The sequence below is a fragment of the Neoalteromonas arenosi genome (assembly GCF_030362855.1).
In the GTDB taxonomy this organism is placed as follows: domain Bacteria; phylum Pseudomonadota; class Gammaproteobacteria; order Enterobacterales; family Alteromonadaceae; genus Alteromonas_E; species Alteromonas_E arenosi.
This window is the reverse complement of record NZ_JAUCBP010000007.1, coordinates 305,983-327,918: the sequence shown is the minus strand read 5'-3', so window position 1 is coordinate 327,918 and position 21,936 is coordinate 305,983. Positions and strand designations below refer to the sequence as shown.

The 21,936-nt window shown below is 46.2% G+C and carries 20 protein-coding genes; 7 read left to right on the top strand and 13 right to left on the bottom strand.

The window, feature by feature from the left end:
• Positions 1–65 precede the first annotated feature (65 nt).
• Positions 66–2,747 carry a TonB-dependent receptor gene (locus QTP81_RS07890; RefSeq protein ID WP_289364811.1) on the bottom strand — a complete coding sequence of 894 codons (2,682 nt, stop codon included), beginning with the start codon at positions 2,745–2,747 and terminating at the stop codon, positions 66–68.
• A 204-nt stretch (positions 2,748–2,951) separates the two neighbouring features.
• Positions 2,952–3,413 (bottom strand): MaoC family dehydratase, encoded by a 462-nt coding sequence (locus QTP81_RS07885; RefSeq protein WP_289364810.1) that lies wholly within the window; start codon positions 3,411–3,413, stop codon positions 2,952–2,954.
• A gap of 139 nt (positions 3,414–3,552) precedes the next feature.
• Between QTP81_RS07885 and QTP81_RS07880 the strand changes: the two genes are divergently transcribed.
• Positions 3,553–4,455: a LysR family transcriptional regulator gene (locus QTP81_RS07880; RefSeq protein WP_289364809.1), complete on the top strand. Its 903-nt coding sequence runs from the start codon at positions 3,553–3,555 to the stop codon at positions 4,453–4,455.
• A 38-nt stretch (positions 4,456–4,493) separates the two neighbouring features.
• Here QTP81_RS07880 and QTP81_RS07875 read toward each other — a convergent pair whose 3' ends face one another.
• On the bottom strand, positions 4,494–4,673 hold the full coding sequence (locus QTP81_RS07875; RefSeq protein WP_289364808.1) for a DUF3012 domain-containing protein: 180 nt from the start codon (positions 4,671–4,673) through the stop codon (positions 4,494–4,496).
• 158 nt (positions 4,674–4,831) lie between these two features.
• On the bottom strand, positions 4,832–5,269 hold the full coding sequence (locus tag QTP81_RS07870; protein WP_289364806.1) for an SRPBCC family protein: 438 nt from the start codon (positions 5,267–5,269) through the stop codon (positions 4,832–4,834).
• Between the two features lie 147 nt (positions 5,270–5,416).
• On the opposite strand from QTP81_RS07870, the gene QTP81_RS07865 reads away from it, so the two are divergent.
• Positions 5,417–5,812 carry a DUF3718 domain-containing protein gene (locus tag QTP81_RS07865; RefSeq protein WP_289364797.1) on the top strand — a complete coding sequence of 132 codons (396 nt, stop codon included), beginning with the start codon at positions 5,417–5,419 and terminating at the stop codon, positions 5,810–5,812.
• Between the two features lie 107 nt (positions 5,813–5,919).
• Here the strand turns inward: QTP81_RS07865 and QTP81_RS07860 are convergent, their stop codons facing one another.
• From QTP81_RS07860 to QTP81_RS07840, 5 genes are all read right to left on the bottom strand, one after another.
• Positions 5,920–6,597 carry a hypothetical protein gene (locus QTP81_RS07860; protein WP_289364805.1) on the bottom strand — a complete coding sequence of 226 codons (678 nt, stop codon included), beginning with the start codon at positions 6,595–6,597 and terminating at the stop codon, positions 5,920–5,922.
• A 141-nt stretch (positions 6,598–6,738) separates the two neighbouring features.
• Entirely contained in the window at positions 6,739–7,680 is a 942-nt protein-coding gene (locus QTP81_RS07855) for an alpha/beta fold hydrolase (protein ID WP_289364804.1), read from the bottom strand.
• 7 nt (positions 7,681–7,687) lie between these two features.
• Complete coding sequence (locus tag QTP81_RS07850; RefSeq protein WP_289364803.1) at positions 7,688–9,487, bottom strand: acyl-CoA dehydrogenase C-terminal domain-containing protein; 1,800 nt, start codon at positions 9,485–9,487, stop codon at positions 7,688–7,690.
• A 15-nt stretch (positions 9,488–9,502) separates the two neighbouring features.
• Complete coding sequence (locus QTP81_RS07845) at positions 9,503–10,684, bottom strand: acetyl-CoA C-acyltransferase (protein ID WP_289364801.1); 1,182 nt, start codon at positions 10,682–10,684, stop codon at positions 9,503–9,505.
• Between the two features lie 40 nt (positions 10,685–10,724).
• On the bottom strand, positions 10,725–12,824 hold the full coding sequence (locus tag QTP81_RS07840; RefSeq protein ID WP_289364800.1) for a 3-hydroxyacyl-CoA dehydrogenase NAD-binding domain-containing protein: 2,100 nt from the start codon (positions 12,822–12,824) through the stop codon (positions 10,725–10,727).
• 236 nt (positions 12,825–13,060) lie between these two features.
• On the opposite strand from QTP81_RS07840, the gene QTP81_RS07835 reads away from it, so the two are divergent.
• The 3 genes from QTP81_RS07835 to QTP81_RS07825 all read left to right on the top strand — a co-directional run bounded on the left by QTP81_RS07835 (position 13,061) and on the right by QTP81_RS07825 (position 15,338).
• Positions 13,061–13,975 carry a haloalkane dehalogenase gene (locus QTP81_RS07835; protein WP_289364799.1) on the top strand — a complete coding sequence of 305 codons (915 nt, stop codon included), beginning with the start codon at positions 13,061–13,063 and terminating at the stop codon, positions 13,973–13,975.
• Positions 13,976–13,990: 15 nt separating this feature from the next.
• Positions 13,991–14,758: an SDR family NAD(P)-dependent oxidoreductase gene (locus QTP81_RS07830; RefSeq protein ID WP_289364798.1), complete on the top strand. Its 768-nt coding sequence runs from the start codon at positions 13,991–13,993 to the stop codon at positions 14,756–14,758.
• A gap of 184 nt (positions 14,759–14,942) precedes the next feature.
• A complete protein-coding gene (locus tag QTP81_RS07825; protein WP_289364797.1) occupies positions 14,943–15,338 on the top strand; it encodes a DUF3718 domain-containing protein in 396 nt (131 codons plus the stop codon).
• 114 nt (positions 15,339–15,452) lie between these two features.
• Here the strand turns inward: QTP81_RS07825 and QTP81_RS07820 are convergent, their stop codons facing one another.
• Genes QTP81_RS07820 through QTP81_RS07805 form a run of 4 tightly spaced genes read right to left on the bottom strand, consistent with a single transcriptional unit; the run spans position 15,453 to position 19,423 of the window.
• The gene (locus QTP81_RS07820) at positions 15,453–16,430 is read right to left on the bottom strand and encodes an NADPH:quinone oxidoreductase family protein (RefSeq protein ID WP_289364796.1); all 978 of its coding nucleotides are present in this window, start codon (positions 16,428–16,430) and stop codon (positions 15,453–15,455) included.
• Between the two features lie 10 nt (positions 16,431–16,440).
• On the bottom strand, positions 16,441–17,472 hold the full coding sequence (locus tag QTP81_RS07815; RefSeq protein ID WP_289364795.1) for a phosphotransferase family protein: 1,032 nt from the start codon (positions 17,470–17,472) through the stop codon (positions 16,441–16,443).
• 3 nt (positions 17,473–17,475) lie between these two features.
• Positions 17,476–18,702 carry an acyl-CoA dehydrogenase family protein gene (locus QTP81_RS07810; protein ID WP_289364794.1) on the bottom strand — a complete coding sequence of 409 codons (1,227 nt, stop codon included), beginning with the start codon at positions 18,700–18,702 and terminating at the stop codon, positions 17,476–17,478.
• A 22-nt stretch (positions 18,703–18,724) separates the two neighbouring features.
• Positions 18,725–19,423 (bottom strand): histidine phosphatase family protein, encoded by a 699-nt coding sequence (locus QTP81_RS07805; protein ID WP_289364793.1) that lies wholly within the window; start codon positions 19,421–19,423, stop codon positions 18,725–18,727.
• 212 nt (positions 19,424–19,635) lie between these two features.
• On the opposite strand from QTP81_RS07805, the gene hemN reads away from it, so the two are divergent.
• Both hemN and QTP81_RS07795 read left to right on the top strand, forming a co-directional pair.
• On the top strand, positions 19,636–20,976 hold the full coding sequence (gene hemN / locus QTP81_RS07800) for an oxygen-independent coproporphyrinogen III oxidase (RefSeq protein ID WP_289365612.1): 1,341 nt from the start codon (positions 19,636–19,638) through the stop codon (positions 20,974–20,976).
• Positions 20,977–21,033: 57 nt separating this feature from the next.
• Entirely contained in the window at positions 21,034–21,885 is an 852-nt protein-coding gene (locus QTP81_RS07795; protein WP_289364792.1) for an alpha/beta hydrolase, read from the top strand.
• Positions 21,886–21,936: the final 51 nt, after the last annotated feature.

The window sequence follows — 21,936 nt, the reverse complement described above, 5'->3', positions numbered from 1 at the left end:
CACCAGTAATAAAATCGCCCGGTAAAACCGGGCGATTACTTGTCAACTTATGCTAACGCTAACGATTAAAATTCAATCGCTATACGCGCATAGATTTGACGGCCGCGAGGGTCATGAACTTTTGAGTCAAAACCACTGTTGGTGAATACCTGAGGTGGATCCTCATCAAATAAGTTAATCCCACCAATGGTCAGTAGGTAGTCAGTTTCGGTCTCAAACACAGCGCCTAAATTAACATTGTACTGCGCATCAACCGTGACATGACTGTCGATCTCAAAGAAGCCATTTGCACAGCTACCGGAGTTCGCTGAGCCATCAGCACAGTTTTGGTCATCATCGTATGCACTAATATAGCGCACAAACACATTAGCACTGTGGATATCATGCGACCAATTCACTCCCAAGTTAGCACGCAACTCAGGCGACGAGGTACCGATGTTATTGAAGTTACGGCGGCCAGCACCATCAATCGTACCAGCTTGTGGATCGTTCAACTCATAATCGAGGATATAGGTCGCGTTCAAGCTTGGTGTAAAGGTACCCATGTCTGTTTCGATTTTGTAACTCGTTACCAAATCTAGACCTGACGTGCTTAACTCACTCGCGTTAACGTACGTGTTGAGTACTTGCAACACGGGACCATTTAGCGGATCACCTGCGCGAATAACTCGAGAGGTATCCTGCGGTGAAGCCGTTAGAATCGCCTGGGCGTTTTCTTGAATAATGAGGTCTTCAAAGTCGAAGTTCCAGAAATCGACTTCCACTGACAAATCATCCACTGGCTCAAATGAGAATCCAATGTTATATGCGGTAGATTCTTCAGGCTTCAAGTCTTCGTTACCTGATGTTCTCACCGCTGCAAATGCGGTACCGAATAATGGATCTGATAATTGTTGAAGTGACGTTGCACCACCATTGCGCAAGAATACTGTTGGCGCTCGGAATGACGACGACCACGAACCTCGCAATGAGAAGTCATCCGTTGCTCGCCAAGAGAACGCAATCTTAGGATCAATGGTGTCACCTACGGCACCGCCGTAATCTTCATAGCGCAAGGCTAACTGCACATCTAATACGTCTGAAACTGGTAACGCCATCTCGGCAAATGCTGCCCAAACATCTAACTTTCCGTCAAAGTCTGGGTTACCAATGACAAACGTAAAACTATCTTGGTTAGAAAGTGCGTCATAGTCTTGCGACAAGCGTTCTTCGCGCCACTGCAGACCGAATGCAATACCCGCTGTACCGCCGTCCATGTCAAACGCATCTAGCGACGCAAAACCTTCCACAACTTGTAAATCTGACTTTGAGTCAATGACTTGCTTACCGGTGAATGAATCAATAACGTACTGTGAATTTGGCAACACTGTATATGACGTTGCAAATGGGTTGAAGTATTCACACGCACCTACTCCTGGTGTACCAGTAAGCGGGTTACAGTCAGCACCGCCTAAACCATTTAACGCAAGGTTAAACTCGGTATTGAGGACATCATCAACTTGGAATAAGAAGTCGTTGGTACCATTGGTGTAACTCAGTTCCCAGAAACCGTTGTCTAATTCACCGGTTAACGTGGTATTGAAGCGGAACGTATCTGATTCTGTCTCAGCTGGATCGCCCGGAACACCATTACCCTCAGCACGGCCAAAGAACCCTACTGGCGCACCAAATGGGTTACTTGGGTGATCGGCAGGTACCGTCGGTAAAGTTAAAATTGGGAATGAGGGTGAGCCCCCCCGTTCTGCACGATTGCGCGCAATACTAATTTCGTTCAACCAACTGATATCATCTGTCAATTGATACTCAGCTTTGACATACGCTGTCACGCGTGACTCGTCTGGTACGTACGAATAGGTATTACCGAAGTCAAAGCCACAGAAACCAATATCTAAGCCAGGTACTGTGCCTGGAGGTGCAAGCAATTGCGGGAAACCGCCAAACTCAGCACAACCCGTCGGGTCAATAAACGGCACGGCACCTAAGAAGTAAGAGCCCGGGTTACCTAATGCACTGGTATCGTCTTGTGGACGACTCAAGCGACGATCAGATAAGAACATAGGTGAACGATTGGTATAGCTTATGGCTGCCATCACACTGCCGTTATCACCCACTGCGCCCCATAAGCCTTGAAGGATGTATTCTTTGTTGTTGCCGTGCGCACCATCTTGGTAATCAAAGGTCAGCTTAGCGCCTTCATAATCTTTCTTGGTGATAAAGTTAACCACACCAGCAACCGCATCAGAGCCGTACAATGCTGATGCACCATCTTTAATCACTTCCATGCGGTTAATTGCAATCATCGGCACCAAAGAACTGGTGTCGACGAAATTTAAACCATCGTTAGTTTGCTGTGCGTTTACTACTTGGCGCTTGTTATTAAGCAATACCAAAGTCGATGCAACACCAAGACCACGCAAGTTGATGTTGGATGTACCAGCAGTTGCATTTTGAGTAAAGGCATCCGGATTGTTTTGCGCACCGGTATTTATCGTTAGCGTTTGCGTTATGTCAGCAATATTTTTCGCGCCGATTGAATCAATCGACACACTGTCAACGACCGCCAACGGCGAGGGAGATTCGAAGTTTTCACTGCGGCGCACAAAACTACCTGTGACCATAATCAGTTCAAAACTTTGTTCTTCGGCTTGTTGAGAATCATCTTCTTGCCCCATGGCAAGTTGTGGAGCGAGCGCAAACTGAGCAGCTACGCAGGCAGCGAGCGCCGTTTTGCGAGTGGATAACTTCATTGTGAGTCCCCTATGTTAGGTGTTTGCATGCAAACAACCCAGCTAGTCTGTAGTGGTATATCAGTTATTTTTATACGCATACACTTTTCGAGTACGCTTCGAAAATAGTAGGCGTAACTCGAATAAATGTAAATTTTATGTTGCTTATATGTAAATATTAGCTATTTGGATGGTCTGACCAGCGAGTTCTTAGGGGAAAGATCCTCATCCAGAAACGGAATGGATGATCGCTAGCATCAAAAACTGACCTACCAATGCAGGCTTCTCACGATCTTTGATTTCTACCGCACAATCAAAGGTATACAAACGTCCGGTTGGCTTTTGCTCAATCGATGCTACTTTGAAAATGTATCTCACTTGGTCATTGACTCGAACCGGTTCAAGAAAGCGCAGTGAATTGATCCCATAATTGAGGACTGACGCGATATCTGGATGAGAGGTAACAACACCTTCAAATGCTTTTGGCATCAATGATGCTGAAAAAAAACCGTGCGCAATAGTGGTTTTGAACGGACTGTGAGTTGCGCACCGCTTTGGATCAACATGAATCCACTGATGATCGCCTGTTGCATCGGCAAAGGTGTCAATTGCTTGCTGTGTGACAGGTATCCAATCCGACGCCGGTAATGCGTCTCCAATGGCTAAATCTATCAACGTAGTACTCATAAAATTGTCCTTAAATGCGATAAAGTTACATTTTTATACTATTAATTTACTGAATATTTCAAATCACATTCTATAATAGCGATTAATAATTAAAAGACGCTACACTCCCTTTGTACCAAAATACGAATAGAAGCTAAATATGAACCTGAACCGAATAGACTTAAACCTTTTCGCGGTGTTTGATGCTATTTATACAGCCGGCAGTCTAACCAAAGCAGCCGACGTATTATGCATCACGCAACCGGCAGTGAGTAACTCATTAGCTAGATTGCGTGAAATGTTGAACGACCCTTTATTCGTGCGCACTGGGCATAGCATGACCCCGACACCTGTTGCACAGAATATTATAGTTCCAGCTCGTCAGGCTCTGGGCTTGTTGCGCAAAAGTGTGCAACAAAGCCATACTTTTGATCCCGCGATTTCCGAGAAAGCCTTTAACTTCGCCAGCCGCGATTTACTCGAAGTCAGTATCATGCCGCGTTTGATGGTGCGCTTACAAAATGTGGCGCCCAATGTCACGCTCACCAACTACGAAATTGCGCGCAGTCAAGTAGTATCGTCAATGGCTAACGGTAGCTTGGATTTCTTCGCCGATGCTTCTAGCTTCACCGATCCACACCTATGTAAACAAAAGATTGCGTCAGATAGATTTGTTGTTATTGCTCGGAAAAACCACCCAGCACTTAAAAATGGTTTAGATTTGGAGACATTCCTGCGGCTTGGTCATATTAATGTCTCACACCGAAAAAGCGGCGCCGGCCCCATAGACATTGAGTTGGATAAATTAGGTAAAAAACGCAAAGTAATAATGCGAGGACAACATTTCTTAACCGTACCAAGTGCGATCGTAAAAACTGACCTTATCGCTTGTTTACCTTATCATTTAGCCAAACATTACGATTTATCGATATTTGAATTACCGTTCGACATTCAGCCTGTGGAGTATTTTTTGTATTGGCACGTTAGTGCTGATCACGACCACGCACATTTGTGGATGCGTGAACAAATAAGTGAGGTCTGTAAAGCCTATGCACCGCATTAAGCGGTGCATAGGCTTACCGTGAGACGTTGAGCAGACTCCTACTCTTCGTCTTCATCACTGCCAAAGATGCAGTGTTTAGTGTAGTCACCGGCTTCATTTGCAGTCCAATCACCTTTGGGTTTGGCTTCCAGATCTTCACACCACTCCTTACTGCCGACTTCTGGTGCACATCCACCGATAAATAATGCTAGCGCCAATACTGTAAGTACCTTTTTCATCTTATTCTCCTGTGTGTATTCAACAACAGCATAACTATGCTCAATCTATGGCGCAATAATTAAACGTGCTCTAGAACTTTTTCTTTTCTATATATCCAAGCGATACTGTCCAAGTAAATTTCGACACAGCGCTGCGCTTAACAAACAAAGTGAATGAATTATTGACGTTCTATCGCTTTAAGTATGCTGGCAAAACCAGCAGCGCCTTGCTTTTGCGTCATTGGGTCTAATATTAAGCTTCCTAATATCGGTACCTTTAAGTGACCGCGAGAAATCCAGACAACGCGCGTACCTTCTTCAGCCTCAGTTAGGCGAACTTCACCGATTTCATGTTCAAAAGTGATCGGCGACGATTGTTCTATTTGATATTGCAAACGATTAGGACGTTCAAAGGCCACGATGCGTTCATAGAGGGTAAAGGGCTTGATTTTTATGCGCCGCAACGCTCCCTTGCCGTTCGCTTCATGCTCGCCTTGTGTAATTAATTCTGATTCATCCACACCAGGAAATTTTGCATAGTTGCCATGATCCGCGAGTGCTGCAAAGACTTCTTCAATTGGTTTTTTGACTAAGCGCTCTACTTTAATGTCAAACATAAATCATTTCTCAATTCAGTTAGCAAATTCTTATAAGTATTAAACCATATACCTATGTATCGACCCACAGATTTTTTTCTTTTTCACCTTGGGCTTTAATTAAAACCGTTCAAACACATCAACTAATTATTAACCGAGGAATTAACCATGTTGAAAGTAGTTAAAACTTCTATCGCTATCGCCGCTGCTTCTTTAATGTTCACAGGTACTGCGCAAGCAGACGTTAACGAAGCGCTACAAAACATTTGCTCTATCGTTAAAGCTGACGATAAAGGCCAATTGCGTAAGAAAATGAAAAAGGTTCAGTCTGACTACAACCTTAAACTTCAAGATTACTATTCAGGTGTGAGCTGTGGCGGTAACAGCCTGATTCGCACTGCATTGCTTAACAATGCTGTAGAAGCCGGGACTCTACTGGTTAAGAAAATGCCAAAAAAGGATTTAGCGGAGCCAGAGCAGGATGGTAAAACGCTGCAAGCGTGGATTGCAGAGCAAGGTCTTGCTGACAACCCAGTAGCCGCTGTAGTCGCTGAGCGCATCTAAGCAACTAATTCGGTAGCCTCGGCTACCACCATGTTTCAACATGGTCGGCAGAGCGATCTGCTTCCTCGAAGGGCTCCCGCAAGGGAGCCTTTCTTTTTGGTCTTAGTTTACCTGCGCCGTCGAAGCGCTAAAACTCCGATTAACATCATGGCCATCGCAGGCACTTCGGTTAGTTCATTCGATATGGCGAGTTGAGGCGTAAAATTTAATGCTGCAATTCGCGGTGCTGTATAGAGACTCAAATCTAAATCATCGATAACCGGAAAACTGTTTTCAATTACCGCATCGTATAAATTTCGACTAATAATCAGCGATGTAATATTTTGCAATTGTGCAAACGTTTGTAGCATGCGCCGATTTGCAATAAAACGTTGACTGTCAACAATGCTACCGTTGCTATAGGTGGCTCTGAAAAACAAGTCGCCTTGGTCATTTGGGCTCGACTTTGTTGTCCCACTGTAGAAACTGTTTAAGTTAAACGCCAGATTGTCTTTATGTGTGATAGTAACCGTTGAGTAGCGACAGCAACCAAATTGCAAAACGTCACCATTGAATTCAGTTAGTCCATCGAAGCCAACGTATTTACTGTCCAGGTAGTTGGTATCTTTACCCAAAAAAGTAAATAAAAAGTCGTCTTCTAAATAGGTTTTCGTCGCCCGCAAATAAGGATTTGTGGTCGACGCTGTGGTGTTATCGAAAGTGATTAAAGCCGCATGGACCGTTCGAGTTAAAAATAGATTACTACTGGCAAACAGTAATAGCGATACTACTATTGTGGTTTTCATTTTTTGCGCACCGGGTATATTCATTATTATTATTTACTGCAATCCATCGCGATAAATCTGCAAATCCTCGCACGCCGAGAGTTTACAGAACTGATCAGATCTGTAAAGTATTTACCTTAATCGTTTTAAAAAAATAGAAGATCAGCGTGCCAAAAACTGGCTAATTGCTGATGAGATAGCTTCTGGCTCTTCATGGTGCAGCCAATGTGTTGCATCTGGAAAGCGTTGCTCAGTGTAGTCATCAATGTATTCTGATAATCCATCCAATACGCTAATATCAAACGCACTATCTTGCTCGCCCCATAATACAAGCGTGGGAACTCGAATATATATCTGTGGGATTTTAAAATCAGCAAGCTGCTTGGTTGGCCCGCCGTTTTGCTTGTCTAGGCTACTCGTGTCGCTGCCCTCTCGCGGAAATAACTGTGGCATAGCGCGGTAGTAATTAAGCATACGGGTCAAGACCCCGTCGCATTGCCAAGAATCGCGATAACCCGTTTCTAACTCGGGGCTGATGCCACCCTTAACATGCGTTATCGAATGTTGCTTGAGCAATGCGAAATCATCATCTGCCAGAGCTTTTTCAGCATCGCTTGATAAGAACGTATGAATGTAATCACTCATCGCACGCTGTTTTGGGTTTTGCATCATTTCGCGGGTAAAAGTACTCGGATGTGCAGCGTTGAGTATGATTAAATGACTGAGTAATTCAGGATAGCGAGCAGCCAACGGCCATGCCAGCGCTCCCCCCCAATCATGCGCCACCAACACCACTGGCTGACCATCACTGACCTGACGAATAAATTCGGCTACTATTTCTACTAAATTCGGTACGCTAAATTCAGCTAACGCACCAGGACCTTCACTACGGTTATAACCTGGTAAATCTAGTGCGATAGCGCGTGCTATTTGACCAAAGAAGTCGAGTTGATGATGCCAAACGCCTGAATACTCAGGAAAACCGTGCAGAAATATAAGTGTTGGAGTTTGCGTTTCTGTAGAAATGGGCGACCGCATTAAATAATGCAGTCGCAGACCTTTCGCCTGAACATAACAAGATTGAATATCGCTATGTTCAGGCATATTCCAATTAACCTTGATAGAAAGCTTCTTCGCTCATACTCATTAGGTTGTCAGCACCTGAGTGAATCGCTGAAACCAATGAACGTGTGCGAGTAAGCATACGATCAAAGTAGAACTGCGCTGATTGCAACTTCGCCTGATAGAAGTCAACTTCTGTGCTGCCTTCATCCAGCTTCTGTTGTGCTGTGACAGCCATTTGCAGCCAGAAATACGAAACTGATACATAACCAGAATACATCAAGTAGTCTACCGCCGCGGCACCCAATTCATCAGGATTATTAGCGGCAGATTTCATGATGTCGTTAGTGAGCTGCTCCCACTCGTCGACATGACTTTCTACCGCGTTAGCCCACGCATTAAACTGCTGCTTGTCGCGTAAGCTCGCACAATAGGTGCGGATCTCTTGAGTGAATACCTGTAGCAACTTGCCTTGACTACCGACCACTTTACGCGCCAATAGGTCAATCGCTTGGATACCTGTTGTACCTTCGTACATGGTACAAATACGTGTATCACGAGCAAGTTGCTCCATGCCCCACTCTTTAATGTAGCCGTGACCTCCATACACCTGCATACCATAGCTGGTGCACTCTTGGGCGGTTTCAGTTAAGAATGCTTTAACGATTGGCGTTAGCAAGGCCAACTTAGCATCAGCAATCTGACGCTTCTCAGCATCTTTTTCGTACAAGGTCACATCAACCATTTTCATGCAATAAATGGCCAGTGCGCGACAACCCTCACGTAATGATTTTTGCGTCAACAACATGCGGCGCACGTCTGGATGTACGATGATTGGGTCAGCTGGGCCTGATTCGTTCTTACGACCGGTTAATGAGCGGAACTGCAAACGATCTTTGGCGTATGCCAAGGCCCCCTGGAATGCCGCTTCTATAGCTGATAAACCTTCCATACCCGTGCCGATACGCGCCATGTTCATAAAGGTAAACATACAATTGAGGCCGCGATTAGGCTCACCAATCAGGTGACCTTTAGCGCCATCAAAGTTCATCACACATGTTGCGCTGCCTTTGATACCCATTTTGTGTTCAATCGAACCGCAAACAACTGTATTGCGTTCACCTTTCTCGCCGTTCTCGTCAACGTGATACTTAGGCACAATAAACAATGAGATACCTTTAGTGCCTGCCGGTGCGTCTGGCAAACGTGCTAAGACGATATGCACGATATTTTCAGACATGTCGTGTTCACCCGCTGAGATAAAGATCTTAGTGCCTGTCAGTGAGTACGTGCCGTCATCATTGGGTTCTGCTTTACACTTAAGCATACCCAAATCAGAGCCACAGTGTGGTTCAGTCAAACACATGGTGCCGGTCCAGCTACCTTCAACCAATTTGTGTAAGAACATCTCGCGTTGCTTGTCGGTACCGTGCGCCTTCAAGGTTTCCATACAGCCTTGACTCAACCCTGGGTACATTGCCCACGAGTGGTTAGCACCTGAGAACCACTCCGCCATAGATGTAGCCAGTGAGTAAGGTAGTGCTTGACCGCCGTACTCTTCGGGGTGCGCCATTGATGGCCAGCCGCCTTCTACATACTGCTGATAGGCTTCTTTGAAACCTGTAGGTGTAGTCACTACGCCATTATCGAAGCCACAACCTTCCTCGTCACCAACCGCATTGATTGGTGCTAGAGTATTTTCTGCAAATTTTGCCGCCTCAGAGAAAATAGCGGTCACAAGATCATTGCTGACCTCTTCGAAGCCCAGATCTGCATAATGGGATTCAAAACCCAATAATTCATATAAAGTAAACAACGTATCTCGTTGTGGTGCTTTGTAATTTTGCATCGTCGTATAACCGTTTTATAACACTTCAAATAAACCAGCGGCGCCCATGCCGCCACCGATACACATGGTACACACTACATATTTTGCACCACGTCGTTTTCCTTCAATTAAGGCATGCCCCACCATTCTGGCACCACTCATGCCATAGGGGTGTCCAATAGAGATTGCCCCGCCGTTTACGTTGAGCAACTCATCAGGAATACCCAGCTTGTCACGGCAATATAAAACCTGAACCGCGAAGGCTTCATTCAGCTCCCACAGACCGATGTCATCCATCGTTAACCCGTGCTGCTTAAGTAATTTAGGCACTGCGAAGACCGGACCAATACCCATTTCATCCGGCTCACAACCCGCAACCGCAATACCTTTAAAGGCGCCAAGCGGGTCTAGACCGCGTTTCTCCGCTTCAACATCGCTCATCAGAACGCTCGCACTTGAACCGTCTGACAACTGACTGGCGTTACCTGCTGTAATACAGCCGCCTTCGATAACCGCATTCAGCCCTTGTAAACCTTCAAGCGTGGTTTCGGCGCGATTGCCTTCATCTTTTGCAAGCGTCACCTCGGCAAAACTTACATCGCCCGTCTCTTTATCAACAATCGCCTTGTTAGCGGTGATCGGTACAATTTCATCATTAAATTTGCCTGCCGCTTGTGCTGCTGCGGTGCGCATCTGGCTTTGATAACCATACTCATCTTGCGCGTCGCGACTCACGTTATAGCGCTTCGCTACAACTTCGGCGGTTTGCAGCATCGGCATATAGATATCTTTGTGCTTCGCGATTAATGCAGGATCGGTCATTCGGAAGGTATTCATGTGCTTGTTTTGCACCAATGAAATTGAATCCAAACCACCGGCAACCATAATGTCGGTATTGCCTGTCATAATGCTTTGTGCAGCAGTGGCAATGGCGTACATGCCAGAGCTACATTGGCGATCAAGCGTCATGCCGGAAACCGTAACCGGCAAACCGCCAGCTAATCCGGCTAAGCGACCAATGTTCATCGAGCCTGAACCTTGGGTTAAGGCTGAACCCATAATCACGTCATCGACTTCCTGCCCTTCAAGACCTGCACGCTTTACTGCAGCGGCAATCGAATGCCCGCCTAGTGACGGTGCTTCAAGGTTGTTTAAAGCGCCTTTATACGCACGCCCGATTGGGCTTCGTGCGGTTGATACGATAACTGCCTGACGCATGTGTCCTCCTAGTAAGGCTCGATTCAAGCCTTGAAATGTATTAGTTAAAAGTTTTACCTTGCTGAGCGAGCTTTTCTAACAAGGGGGCAGGCTTAAACCACGCTTCACCGTAGTCGCCTAATTGCTCGCGATATTTATTCATTGCTGTGAGAACTTTATCTAAACCAATCTCGTCAGCGAACTTCATTGGGCCACCGCGATACACTGGGAAGCCATAGCCATACACGTAGATAACGTCAATATCGCTGGCTTTGGCAGCAATGCCCTCTTCGAGGATCAGAGCGCCTTCGTTAATCAATGGATAGATGCAGCGCTCAAGGATTTCTTGGTCGCTAATTTTGCGTTGTTCGATACCAAGACGCGCAGCTTCTTGCTTCGCTATTTCAAGCACGCTCTCGTCTGGAATGGGTTGACGATTGCCAGGCTCATAAAGATAAACGCCCTTACCTGCTTTCAGCCCCACACGACCATCTTCAACCAATTTATCGGCTACCACACAATAACTTGGATCGTGTTCGATAAAGGCTTTACGTGACTGACGCACAAAATAGCCAATATCCAAGCCCGCCATATCACCCATGGTAAATGGCCCCATAGGTAAACCGAACTTATAAATGACTTTGTCAACCTGCTCTGGTGTTGCGCCTTCTAGCATCAATCGGTTTGCTTCACGCCCATAGGCTTCGATCATACGGTTACCCACAAAACCGAAACACACACCCACTAATACGGCGACTTTTCGAATGATTTTGGCCATTTGCATGCAAGTCTTGATAACTTCAGGTGCTGTGTGCTCTGCTTTAACAATTTCAAGCAGCTTCATCACGTTTGCAGGTGAGAAGAAGTGCAAGCCAATAACGTCTTGCGGACGACTTGTTGCCGCAGCAATTTCATTAATGTCGAGTGTTGAAGTATTTGTCGCTAAAATTGCACCGGGTTTACAAACTTCGTCGAGCGATTTAAACACCGCTTGCTTGACTTCCATCTTCTCGAATACGGCTTCGATAACTAAATCAACATCGGCCAAATCCGCATAGCTGGTTGTACCCGTCAGTAATGACATGCGCTTTTCAACATCTTCTGCTGTCAACTTACCTTTTTTGGCAGTGCGCTCGTAGTTGCCTCGGATGACACTTAAGCCTTTCTCCAAGGCTTCCGGTTGAAGTTCGAGCATAGTTACCGGAATGCCAGCATTAGCAAAGTTCATTGCAATACCGCCACCCATGGTACCGGCACCGATAACAGCGACTTTCTTGATGTCGCGGACAGGCGTTGATTTGTCGTAGTCTTGCACATGCCCGGCGGCACGTTCGGCAAAAAAGAAATGTTGCTGAGCACGTGCTTGTGATGTTTGCATGCATTCTAAGAACAATTCACCTTCACGTTGTAGGCCTTCCGGGAATGGTAGCTCAGTAGCTGCTTGTACGGCTTTGATACAGTTAAATGGCGCAAAGAAACCGCGTGCTTGTTTCTTAATACCTTCGGCATATTGCTCAAACAATGCAGGATCAAAGCTCGCTGAATCAACGGTGATGTCGCATGTACGTGGAATATCCGCGGTTAAATCCAAGTTCTCGATGAAGGTTTGGGTTGCAGCGGGAAGTTGCTCTACTGAATCGACAATTTCTGCAAAAACACTTGGCAGCTTAGTAACTGATTGCGGACGACCAGACACAACCATGTCTAACGCTTGTTGTACCGGAACCAAACGAGGAAGACGCTGTGTACCGCCGGCGCCTGGAAGAATGCCCAGATTGACTTCTGGTAACCCAACCTTGTTAGCCTTGTGCGTGATGCGATAGTGACACGCCAATGCCAACTCTAGACCACCACCAAACGCTGGCCCCGGCAATACCGCCACAACAGGCTTAGTCGATTGTTCAATGGCGTGTAATACCACAGTAGATAAGTTTGGCTCGAAATCGCCCGTAGAAAATTCCGATATATCAGCACCGCCGCTAAAGAATCCAATATCTGATGTGATCACAATTACTTTTACCGCATCATCGGCTAGGGCTTTTTCAATTCCCTCGACAAGCCCCACTCGAACGGCTTTACCCAGCGCATTAACCGGTGGATTGTGCATTATTAACGACGCGACTGATTGTTGAACGGAATAGGCAACAGCTGATTGGCTCATAAACGAAACTCTTCTACTTATGCATTAATTGAAGAGCATGGTATGACCTGTCCACCAATCAGTGAAGTTTATTGGTTTTATATTTCTGAATAAATTAAATCAATACTATTAACAATTCGTTTACCGATGCGGGCTAGGGATATTTCCGTACTTTTAGTCTGATTTAAATTCATTGACCCTCTTGAGCTTATTTGTTTAATGGCAATGTATGAACGCCAAAAAGTGAGTAACAAACTATGCAAGCACTGCGGACTCCAGACGAACGTTTTAGTAACTTACCTGGGTACGATTTTACGCCTCATTACATCGAAGTGGACGACTTTGAAGGCGGCCAATTACGCATGCATTTCATCGATGAAGGCCCGCGTGATGGTGAAGTAATCTGGATGCAACACGGTGAACCTAGCTGGGCCTATTTGTATCGCAAAATGATTACGCCACTGACTGCGGCGGGATATCGCGTGATCGTGCCTGACCTAATTGGCTTTGGGCGCTCAGATAAACCCACTGAACGATCTGATTATACCTATCAACGCCATCTTGATTGGGTTACTCAATTGCTTGATCAGCTACAACTAACTGATATCACTTTAGTTTGTCAGGATTGGGGAGGCTTATTAGGCCTGCGTTTAGTCGGTGAGCAACCTGAGCGATTTGCCCGTGTTGTTGCGTCTAATACCATGTTACCGACCGGCGATCACCCTCCTGGAGAAGCGTTCTTTAAATGGAAGGCTTTTTCTCAAGAGGTCGACGTATTTCCTGCGGCCGGAATTATAAAAGGTGCTACGGTAACCCCGCTAACACCTGAAATTTATGCAGCCTACGATGCGCCCTACCCCGATGAATCGTACAAAGCAGGTGCACGACAATTCCCCACCTTAGTGCCGGTAAGTCCAGATGATCCTGCCAGTGATGCCAATCGCAAAGCGTGGCAAGGCTTACAAGGTTTTAATAGACCGTTCTTATGCGCCTTTAGTGATTCCGACCCGGTGACGGCTGGAGGCGATAAAATTATGCGCAAACTCATACCGGGATGTGAGGGCCAAGCGCATACAACCATTGAACAAGGTGGCCACTTTGTTCAAGAAGATCAAGGCGAAGTATTTGCCAATATTATTTTAAATTTCCTCACACAAAACCCGATTAAATAACAAGGTAGCAAAACTATGGATCCGTTACTCGATTTTACTGATCACACCGTGTTAATCACAGGCGCCGCGAGCGGTTTCGGTCGTTTACTTGCAATTGGACTAGCCAGCCGTGGCGCCAATTTAGTCTTGGGCGATATTGACGAGGCAGGCTTGGCTGAAACGGTTAAACAACTCAATGTCCCCGCTCAGCGCGTTACATCTATGAAAAATGACGTGTCTTCTGAAGCTGAGTGCGCGACCATGGTTAAGACGGCCGTCGACACTTTTGGCAAATTAGACAGTGCCGTTAACAATGCCGGTGTGGCGCATGATCCGGCTGCCATACATGAACTCACTGAAGCGATTCTGGATCGTCAAATTGATATTAATGTCAAAGGCGTAATGTATGGTATGAAATATCAGATCCAAGCCATGCTGGCGAATGGTAAAGGCCATATACTCAATGTAAGTTCTATGGCGGGTATTGGCGGTGCGCCCAAAGGCGGTGCCTACGTAGCAGCTAAACATGCAGTTGCAGGCCTAACACGCACCGCAGCAATTGAATATGGTCGATTAAATGTGCGTTGTAACGCCATATGTCCATTTTTTAGCCCAACGAATATCCTTAATGTTGATGGGTTTAACTCCGAAAAAGACCGAGCGCGAATGGCAATGGGCAGCCCGATGAAACGCTTGGGCGATCCACAAGAAATGGTCAACGTAATGTTAATGATGCTATCACCCGGCAACACCTACATGAACGGCCAAACCATTGCCGTTGATGGCGGTGTGTCAGCCTGGTAAGCCGATAAGCACACTGCGGTGCACTGAAATTCGGTGCACCCTATTTTCTTCTTAAGCTAACGCCTCTCAATAGGTATTATTTAAAATACCTATGTATCGACCCACAGATTTTTTTCTTTTTCGCCTTGGGCTTTAATTAAAACCGTTCAAACGCATCAACTAATTATTAACCGAGGAATTAACCATGTTGAAAGTAGTTAAAACTTCTATCGCTATCGCCGCTGCTTCTTTAATGTTCACAGGTACTGCGCAAGCAGACGTTAACGAAGCCCTACAAAACATTTGCTCTATCGTTAAAGCTGACGACAAAGGCCAATTGCGTAAGAAAATGAAAAAGGTTCAGTCTGACTACAACCTTAAGCTTCAAGATTACTACTCAGGTGTGAGCTGTGGCGGTAACAGCCTTATTCGCACTGCATTGCTTAACAATGCTGTAGAAGCCGGGACTCTACTGGTTAAGAAAATGCCAAAAAAGGATTTAGCGGAGCCAGAGCAGGATGGTAAAACACTACAAGCGTGGATCGCTGAGCAAGGTCTTGCTGACAATCCAGTAGCCGCTGTAGTCGCTGAGCGCATCTAAGCAACTAATTCGGTAGCCTCGGCTACCACCATGTTTCAACATGGTACGCGAGTTGTTTACTCGCAACTAAAAAGGCTCCCTGTTGGGAGCCTTTTGCCTTTCTAATACCAAATACTAATCAGGCTTAAGCACCATTTTACCGCGCACTTCTCGGCCCATGACTTTTTCAAGCGCTTGTTTAGCCTTTGACAGCGGCAAACATTCATCGACCACGACTTTCACTTTACCCTGTACATACCAAGTCAATAACTCTTGCATATTCGCGGCAAAGTCTTTCGGTTGGTGCTGAGTAAATGAGCCCCAGAACACTCCCACTACTGAGTATCCTTTGACTAAGGATAGGTTGACTGGAAATTCTGGGATTTCACCACCGGCGAAACCAATGACTAGCAATCTACCGTTCCAAGCCATACTGCGACTACAGGCATGGAAGGTATCACCACCCACACACTCGTAAACAACATCTGCGCCCTTGCCGTTGGTCGCTTGTTTTATTGCATCTTTAAGGTTTTCTTCGGTGTAGTTAATCAGAATATCCGCACCGTTCTCTTTAGCGGTTGCGAGCTTCTCAGCCGTAGAACAAACAGCGATAACTGTAGCGCCCAATTCCTTACCAATCTGGACCGCAGCCAAGCCTGTACCACCAGCTGCACCTGTGACTACTAGCGTCTCGCCCGGTTGGATATTGGCGCGCTGTTTTAAGGCGTGATGTGCCGTCGCGTGGGCAGTTACCAATGCTGCTGCTTCTTCAAATGGAATTTGCTCAGGTAACGGTAATATGTGGGTTTGCGGCACCACAACTTGTTCGGCATAGCCACCTAACATGCAAAGTGCAATTACCCGTTGACCTACGTGCCATCCCTCTACACCTTCACCGATAGCGGAAATTGTCCCTGCTACTTCGTTACCAGGAATAAAAGGTCGCTCAGGTTTCATTTGATATAACCCTTGCACCAATAAACCATCAGGGAAATTAACCCCGGCTGCTGCAATATCAACAACGACCTGACCTTTACCCGGCTCTAACGCAGATAACTCTTTGTATTCCAAATCATCAACGGGACCAAACTCATTACATACAATTGCTTTCATAGTTTTACTCTTAATCTTTAATCAGTGCTGCTGCGTGTGCAGCTAAAGGGCGCATCATCGATTCAAGTGCTGCGGCCTTGGCATTCGAAGCGTTCCCCATCTTGGCGCGCTTAACCACTCCTTGTACAATGGCCGCTAATCTGAAGAAGCTAAATGCCAAATAGAACGGCCAATTATCGATAGGTTCGATACCGCGGCGCTCACAATACTTGGCGATGTATTCTTCTTCACTTGGAATGCCCAGCGCTTGTCTATCCAAACCACCTAACCCTGGTGCATGGCCAAGATCATGGGGTAAGCGCAGCTGCATGCACTGATATGCTAAATCAGCAAAGGGGTGCCCTAGAGTCGAAAGCTCCCAATCTAATACCGCAATAACCCTTGGTTCATCAGGGGCAAACATCATATTGTCAAGACGGAAATCGCCGTGAACTAAAGAGACCTGTCCGTCATCTTCTGGTAGGTTTACGGTCAGCCAATCCATTAATACTTCAATATCTTCTATATGCTCGGTTTCGGCTGCTCTGTATTGTTTAGTCCAGCGTTGCAGTTGACGCTCAAAGTAATTCCCGGGACGTCCGTAGTCTTCCAACCCGGCAGCTTCCACATCAACGTTGTGCAAACTTGCCAGTACTCGATTCATTTCGTCATACATTTGTGTGCGAACTACTACATCAGTGATTTCGGGTAATGCACTTTGCCAAAAGATTCGACCGTCTTTGAATTCCATGATGTAAAACATGGCGCCCAATACGTCGGTATCTGTGCACAGATGTATTGCCTGAGGCACAGGCACATCGGTGTCTTGTAACGCGGCAATCACCCGAAACTCACGGTCAACCGCGTGGGCAGACTTGAGCAACTTCCCTGGTGGTTGACGGCGCAGCACGTATTGTCCTTTGTCTGTTGCAATTTTAAACGTCGGGTTGGATTGCCCGCCGCTAAATTTATCTGCTCGTTGCACATGGCCAATATCGACACCCTGCTCCTGCAAATAGCGATTCAGCGCATCGAGCCGCACCAACTCAGATGATTGACTCATAGTTTATTTCACCATTTTCGCGGCAGTTTCAGCGATTAAGTTACGGCCTAACTGCATCATATGGACTTGATCAGGGCCATCAGCTAAGCGCACCGTTCGCGCATAAGCATAGGCTGCGGCCAATGTTGTATCTTGGCTTGTACCCATGGCACCGTGCATTTGGATCGCCTCGTCGATGACTTTACAGGCCATTTTCGGTGCCACGATTTTTATTGCAGCAATGATGTCACGAGCGACTTTATTGCCGTATTTATCCATCTTATCTGCGGCTTTTAGTGTCAACAATCGCGCCTGTTCTATATCACAATGCATTTGTGCGATGCTTTCTCTTACGGATTGCTGTTTGCTCAATGGCTGACCGAAGGCAACACGCTTTTCAACGCGCACGCAAGCTTCATCTAGCGCGCGCTGAGCAACACCGATAAGACGCATACAGTGGTGAATTCGGCCGGGCCCTAAGCGACCTTGGGCAATTTCAAAACCTTTACCCTCACCCACTAATAAATTGCTTGCTGGCACACGCACATTTTCAAACAGTACCTCGGCATGGCCCACTGGCTCATCGTAATGCCCCATAGCTGCCATTGGACGAACTACGGTTACGCCCGGTGTATTCATTGGCACTAGGATCTGGCTTTGTTGTTGATGGCGTGCAGCGGATGGATCAGTTTTTCCCATTACGACCATGATCTTACAATTTTCGTTCATGGCCCCTGAGGTATACCACTTGCGACCATTGATCACGTATTCATCGCCTTCGCGCACAATTGCAGTTTCGATATTAGTGGCATCAGACGATGCAACGGCTGGCTCAGTCATAGCAAAAGCCGAACGGATTTCACCGTTTAGTAATGGCTTTAACCACTGTTCTTGCTGAGCATCATTGCCGTACTTCGCCAGTACTTCCATATTGCCAGTATCTGGCGCGCTACAGTTAAAAATCTCCGCACTCCACGGTACGCGCCCCATAATCTCGCATAGTGGCGCATATTCCAGATTAGTTAAGCCCGCGCCATAAGGTTTGTATTCTTCAGGTAAAAACAAGTTCCAAAGCCCAGCCGCTCTCGCTTTGGCTTTAAGCTCTTCCATCATCGCAGGTGTTTGCCAACGGTTGGCGTTGGTTTCCACTGCGTGGATGTAATCTTGTTCAATCGGATATACATGCTCTTGCATAAATGCCTCAAGTTGAGCCATTAACGCCTGTGTTTTTTCTGAATAATCAAAGTTCATTGGGTGTCCTTGTGATATCTGCTTAACTGTAGCTCATCGCGCTACGTTTGTCGGGGTGCTCTAAGTGCGGCACCGCGTTGAAATGATGTAAATGCACGCTGTGGGCATTGGCGAATAGTTGCGACACGCTGGTATTGCGGATCTGAAGGTTTAAATTGACCATGGTAGCGGCATCTGCGCCTAAAATTTGACTGACCATCATGGCAATAGCACCACCCGAAGTGGCCATAACAATGCGCTTATGCGGGCTAGCGATCGCAGCATCGAGAACGTCCATTACCCGCGAGCGAAACCCTTGCCAAGACTCCGGCAATCGGTCTTCATCGAGTTTACCCTGCGACCAAGCGAGCATGGATTTGCGCAATAAGCGGTAAAACTCGGCAGGCTTTGCCCCCGGTGCAGGTTGTGACGCCGGATCAATGGCGACGTACGCATCGGCGACCGCTTGAAAATCAAACTCATTCAGGCCTGAATAGACCTCGGCACTTGGCAAACTTTTGACTGACGCTTCACCACCTATTGATAAGCCGTGCAAGATACCATCAGCGGTTTCGCGATGGCGTAACATGTCTCCACGCCAGATCGCATCAAATGAAAAATCAATTGAACGCCAAAACTCGCCGAGCCATTGTGACTGCTGAATGCCCAAATCACTCAGTTTGTCGTAATCCGCTTTACCAAACGAAGCCTGACCATGTCTCACCAAAAGTATCTCAGCCATAAGTACTCAAATAAGTTTGCAATAGTGAGATGTTAAAAATAAGTGAACTATAAGTGTAATTGATTCTACTAATAGGTTTACATTATCAATACGAATACTTTTGATGTATCACTTTATTGGTTGAGATCAATAAACCAATATCAATACCCGCGTACACTGCGCTGCAGAGTCCACTATTCCAATTTGCAATGACCCAATTATTCGATACTGATCTGCTTAATAAATACAATACGTCGGGACCTCGTTATACGTCGTACCCTACTGCTTTGGAATTTCATGAGGAATTGCCAGACGCACCATTGCATCACGCGGCGCTAACCAGTGCAGGCGAAGGTCTTTCCCTATACGTACACATTCCTTTCTGCCACAGCCTTTGCTACTACTGTGGCTGTAATAAAGTCGTCACCCGCCATCCGGAGAAAGCCGATCGCTATTTAGAGTACTTGGAAAAAGAAATAGCGCTTAATCAACACTCATTTCGTCATCATGTGGTGAAGCAATTACACTTGGGTGGCGGTACACCGAGTTTCTTATCCGAACGGCAAATGACGCTATTGATAGAGCTGTTGCGCGAAGCGTATACCATAGCTGACGACTGCGAAATCAGCATCGAAGTTGACCCACGTAGAATCGATATTCATTACCTCTCGAATTTGCGAGATATCGGCTTCACCCGCTTAAGTATTGGTGTTCAGGATATCAATGAAGATGTACAACAAGCCATTAACCGTGTGCAATCGACTGAGCACGTCGAGGCTTTAGTCGCCCATGCCAAAACCATTGGTTTCACTTCAGTCAACTTGGATCTTATTTATGGTTTGCCCCATCAAACTACCGACAGCTTTAATGCGACTATCGATGCAGTAATCACAATGGATCCGGAACGCATTTCACTGTTTAGCTATGCGCACTTACCGGCTCGATTTGCCGCACAACGAAAAATAAAAGATGCCTGGTTGCCCAGTCCCAAGCAAAAATTTAGCTTGATGCGCACCGCAATTGAACGCTTGTGCGACAGTGGCTACACGATGATTGGCATGGACCATTTTGCCAAGCCTGAAGACGACTTAGCTATAGCCCAACAACAAGGAAAATTGCACCGTAATTTTCAAGGATATACCACCCATAAAGATCTCGACATGCTGGGTCTGGGCGTTTCATCAATCAGTTTCATTGGTGACTGGTACCTTCAAAACGTAAAAACTTTGAATGAATATTACTCGCGTATAGATCAGCACATAACCACCGTGCAGAAAGGTGTAGGCATTAACAATGACGACGCCATTCGTCGCGCCGCAATCATGGCACTTATGTGTAATTTACACATTGATAAACGCCAATTAGAGCGCGACTATGAAATTGCCTTTGACGAGTACTTTGCCGATGAGCTCATTGCCCTGCAGCCTTTTATTGATGACCAACTGGTTACTGTCGACCAAGATAATATTTATGTTGTTCCTCACGCGCGACTGCTGGTGCGTACCATTGCGATGCTGTTTGATGCCTATATGGGCTTGAGTAAAAATCATCAGCGCTTTTCACGAGTCATTTAAAACGCGCATAGATCTGCTAGGCTAGATCCAGAACATCACAATAGTTATGGACAATTTATGCGTCGCGGGCTCCCTTTTTTTGCATTGGTTACAATGCTGTTCTCCCTACTCAGTCATGCCGACATCGACAGACCGTTAAACCAAGTCAGTAGCGGTCAGCTGGATACTATTGGATCATTCGAGTCGGCATTTATTCCCAGCCGCAGGATCCAAGTATGGCGACCCGACAACTACAACAGCGAAACAAAATACAGCGTCATTTACATGCACGATGGGCAAATGCTTTTTGACGCTACAACGACCTGGAATAACCAAGAATGGCGTGTAGACGAAGTGGCAGGCAAGCTCCAAGCCGAACAACAAACTAGGCCCTTCATTGTTGTTGGTATCGATAATGGTGGTGACCAACGTCGTTATTTAGAATATCTGCCACAAAAGCCTTACATGCGATTGTCAGCAGAACAGAAAGTCAAACTGTTTACGCCACTGACAAACGAACCCATCGCTGATTACAGTACTATTATCGAGTCCGATAAATATTTGCGCTTTATCGTTGAAGAGTTAAAACCGTATATCGATACTCACTATTCGGTGCACACTGACAAGCACAATACATTTATCATGGGGTCAAGTATGGGCGGATTGATCTCGATGTATGCGCTGGCTGAATATCCAAACGTTTTTGGCGCCGCAGCTTGTGTATCAACGCATTGGGTGGGAGGCTCCACGTCTCAGGAAAATCCTATTACCGCGGAGTTTATGCACTACTTAAAAAACGATTTTCCAGCACCAGGTGAACACAGAATCTACTTCGATTACGGCGACCAGACCTTAGATGCGATTTATCCACCGCTTCAGGCTCAAGTTGACAAGATCATGACTGCGCGCGGTTATGAGCAGACCAATTAGCAAACACACTTCGACCCTGGTGCCGATCACAGCGAAACGGCATGGCAAAAC

Coding starts and splice junctions, on each gene's coding strand:
- QTP81_RS07845 (WP_289364801.1), bottom strand. CDS start 10,684: ATGCGTCAGGCAGTTATCGTATCAACCGCACGAAGCCCAATCGGGCGT.
- QTP81_RS07820 (WP_289364796.1), bottom strand. CDS start 16,430: ATGAAAGCAATTGTATGTAATGAGTTTGGTCCCGTTGATGATTTGGAA.
- QTP81_RS07805 (WP_289364793.1), bottom strand. CDS start 19,423: ATGGCTGAGATACTTTTGGTGAGACATGGTCAGGCTTCGTTTGGTAAA.
- QTP81_RS07875 (WP_289364808.1), bottom strand. CDS start 4,673: ATGAAAAAGGTACTTACAGTATTGGCGCTAGCATTATTTATCGGTGGA.
- QTP81_RS07860 (WP_289364805.1), bottom strand. CDS start 6,597: ATGAAAACCACAATAGTAGTATCGCTATTACTGTTTGCCAGTAGTAAT.
- QTP81_RS07830 (WP_289364798.1), top strand. CDS start 13,991: ATGGATCCGTTACTCGATTTTACTGATCACACCGTGTTAATCACAGGC.
- QTP81_RS07795 (WP_289364792.1), top strand. CDS start 21,034: ATGCGTCGCGGGCTCCCTTTTTTTGCATTGGTTACAATGCTGTTCTCC.
- QTP81_RS07885 (WP_289364810.1), bottom strand. CDS start 3,413: ATGAGTACTACGTTGATAGATTTAGCCATTGGAGACGCATTACCGGCG.
- QTP81_RS07815 (WP_289364795.1), bottom strand. CDS start 17,472: ATGAGTCAATCATCTGAGTTGGTGCGGCTCGATGCGCTGAATCGCTAT.
- QTP81_RS07870 (WP_289364806.1), bottom strand. CDS start 5,269: ATGTTTGACATTAAAGTAGAGCGCTTAGTCAAAAAACCAATTGAAGAA.
- QTP81_RS07810 (WP_289364794.1), bottom strand. CDS start 18,702: ATGAACTTTGATTATTCAGAAAAAACACAGGCGTTAATGGCTCAACTT.
- QTP81_RS07835 (WP_289364799.1), top strand. CDS start 13,061: ATGCAAGCACTGCGGACTCCAGACGAACGTTTTAGTAACTTACCTGGG.
- QTP81_RS07865 (WP_289364797.1), top strand. CDS start 5,417: ATGTTGAAAGTAGTTAAAACTTCTATCGCTATCGCCGCTGCTTCTTTA.
- QTP81_RS07850 (WP_289364803.1), bottom strand. CDS start 9,487: ATGCAAAATTACAAAGCACCACAACGAGATACGTTGTTTACTTTATAT.
- QTP81_RS07890 (WP_289364811.1), bottom strand. CDS start 2,747: ATGAAGTTATCCACTCGCAAAACGGCGCTCGCTGCCTGCGTAGCTGCT.
- QTP81_RS07840 (WP_289364800.1), bottom strand. CDS start 12,824: ATGAGCCAATCAGCTGTTGCCTATTCCGTTCAACAATCAGTCGCGTCG.
- QTP81_RS07880 (WP_289364809.1), top strand. CDS start 3,553: ATGAACCTGAACCGAATAGACTTAAACCTTTTCGCGGTGTTTGATGCT.
- QTP81_RS07855 (WP_289364804.1), bottom strand. CDS start 7,680: ATGCCTGAACATAGCGATATTCAATCTTGTTATGTTCAGGCGAAAGGT.
- QTP81_RS07825 (WP_289364797.1), top strand. CDS start 14,943: ATGTTGAAAGTAGTTAAAACTTCTATCGCTATCGCCGCTGCTTCTTTA.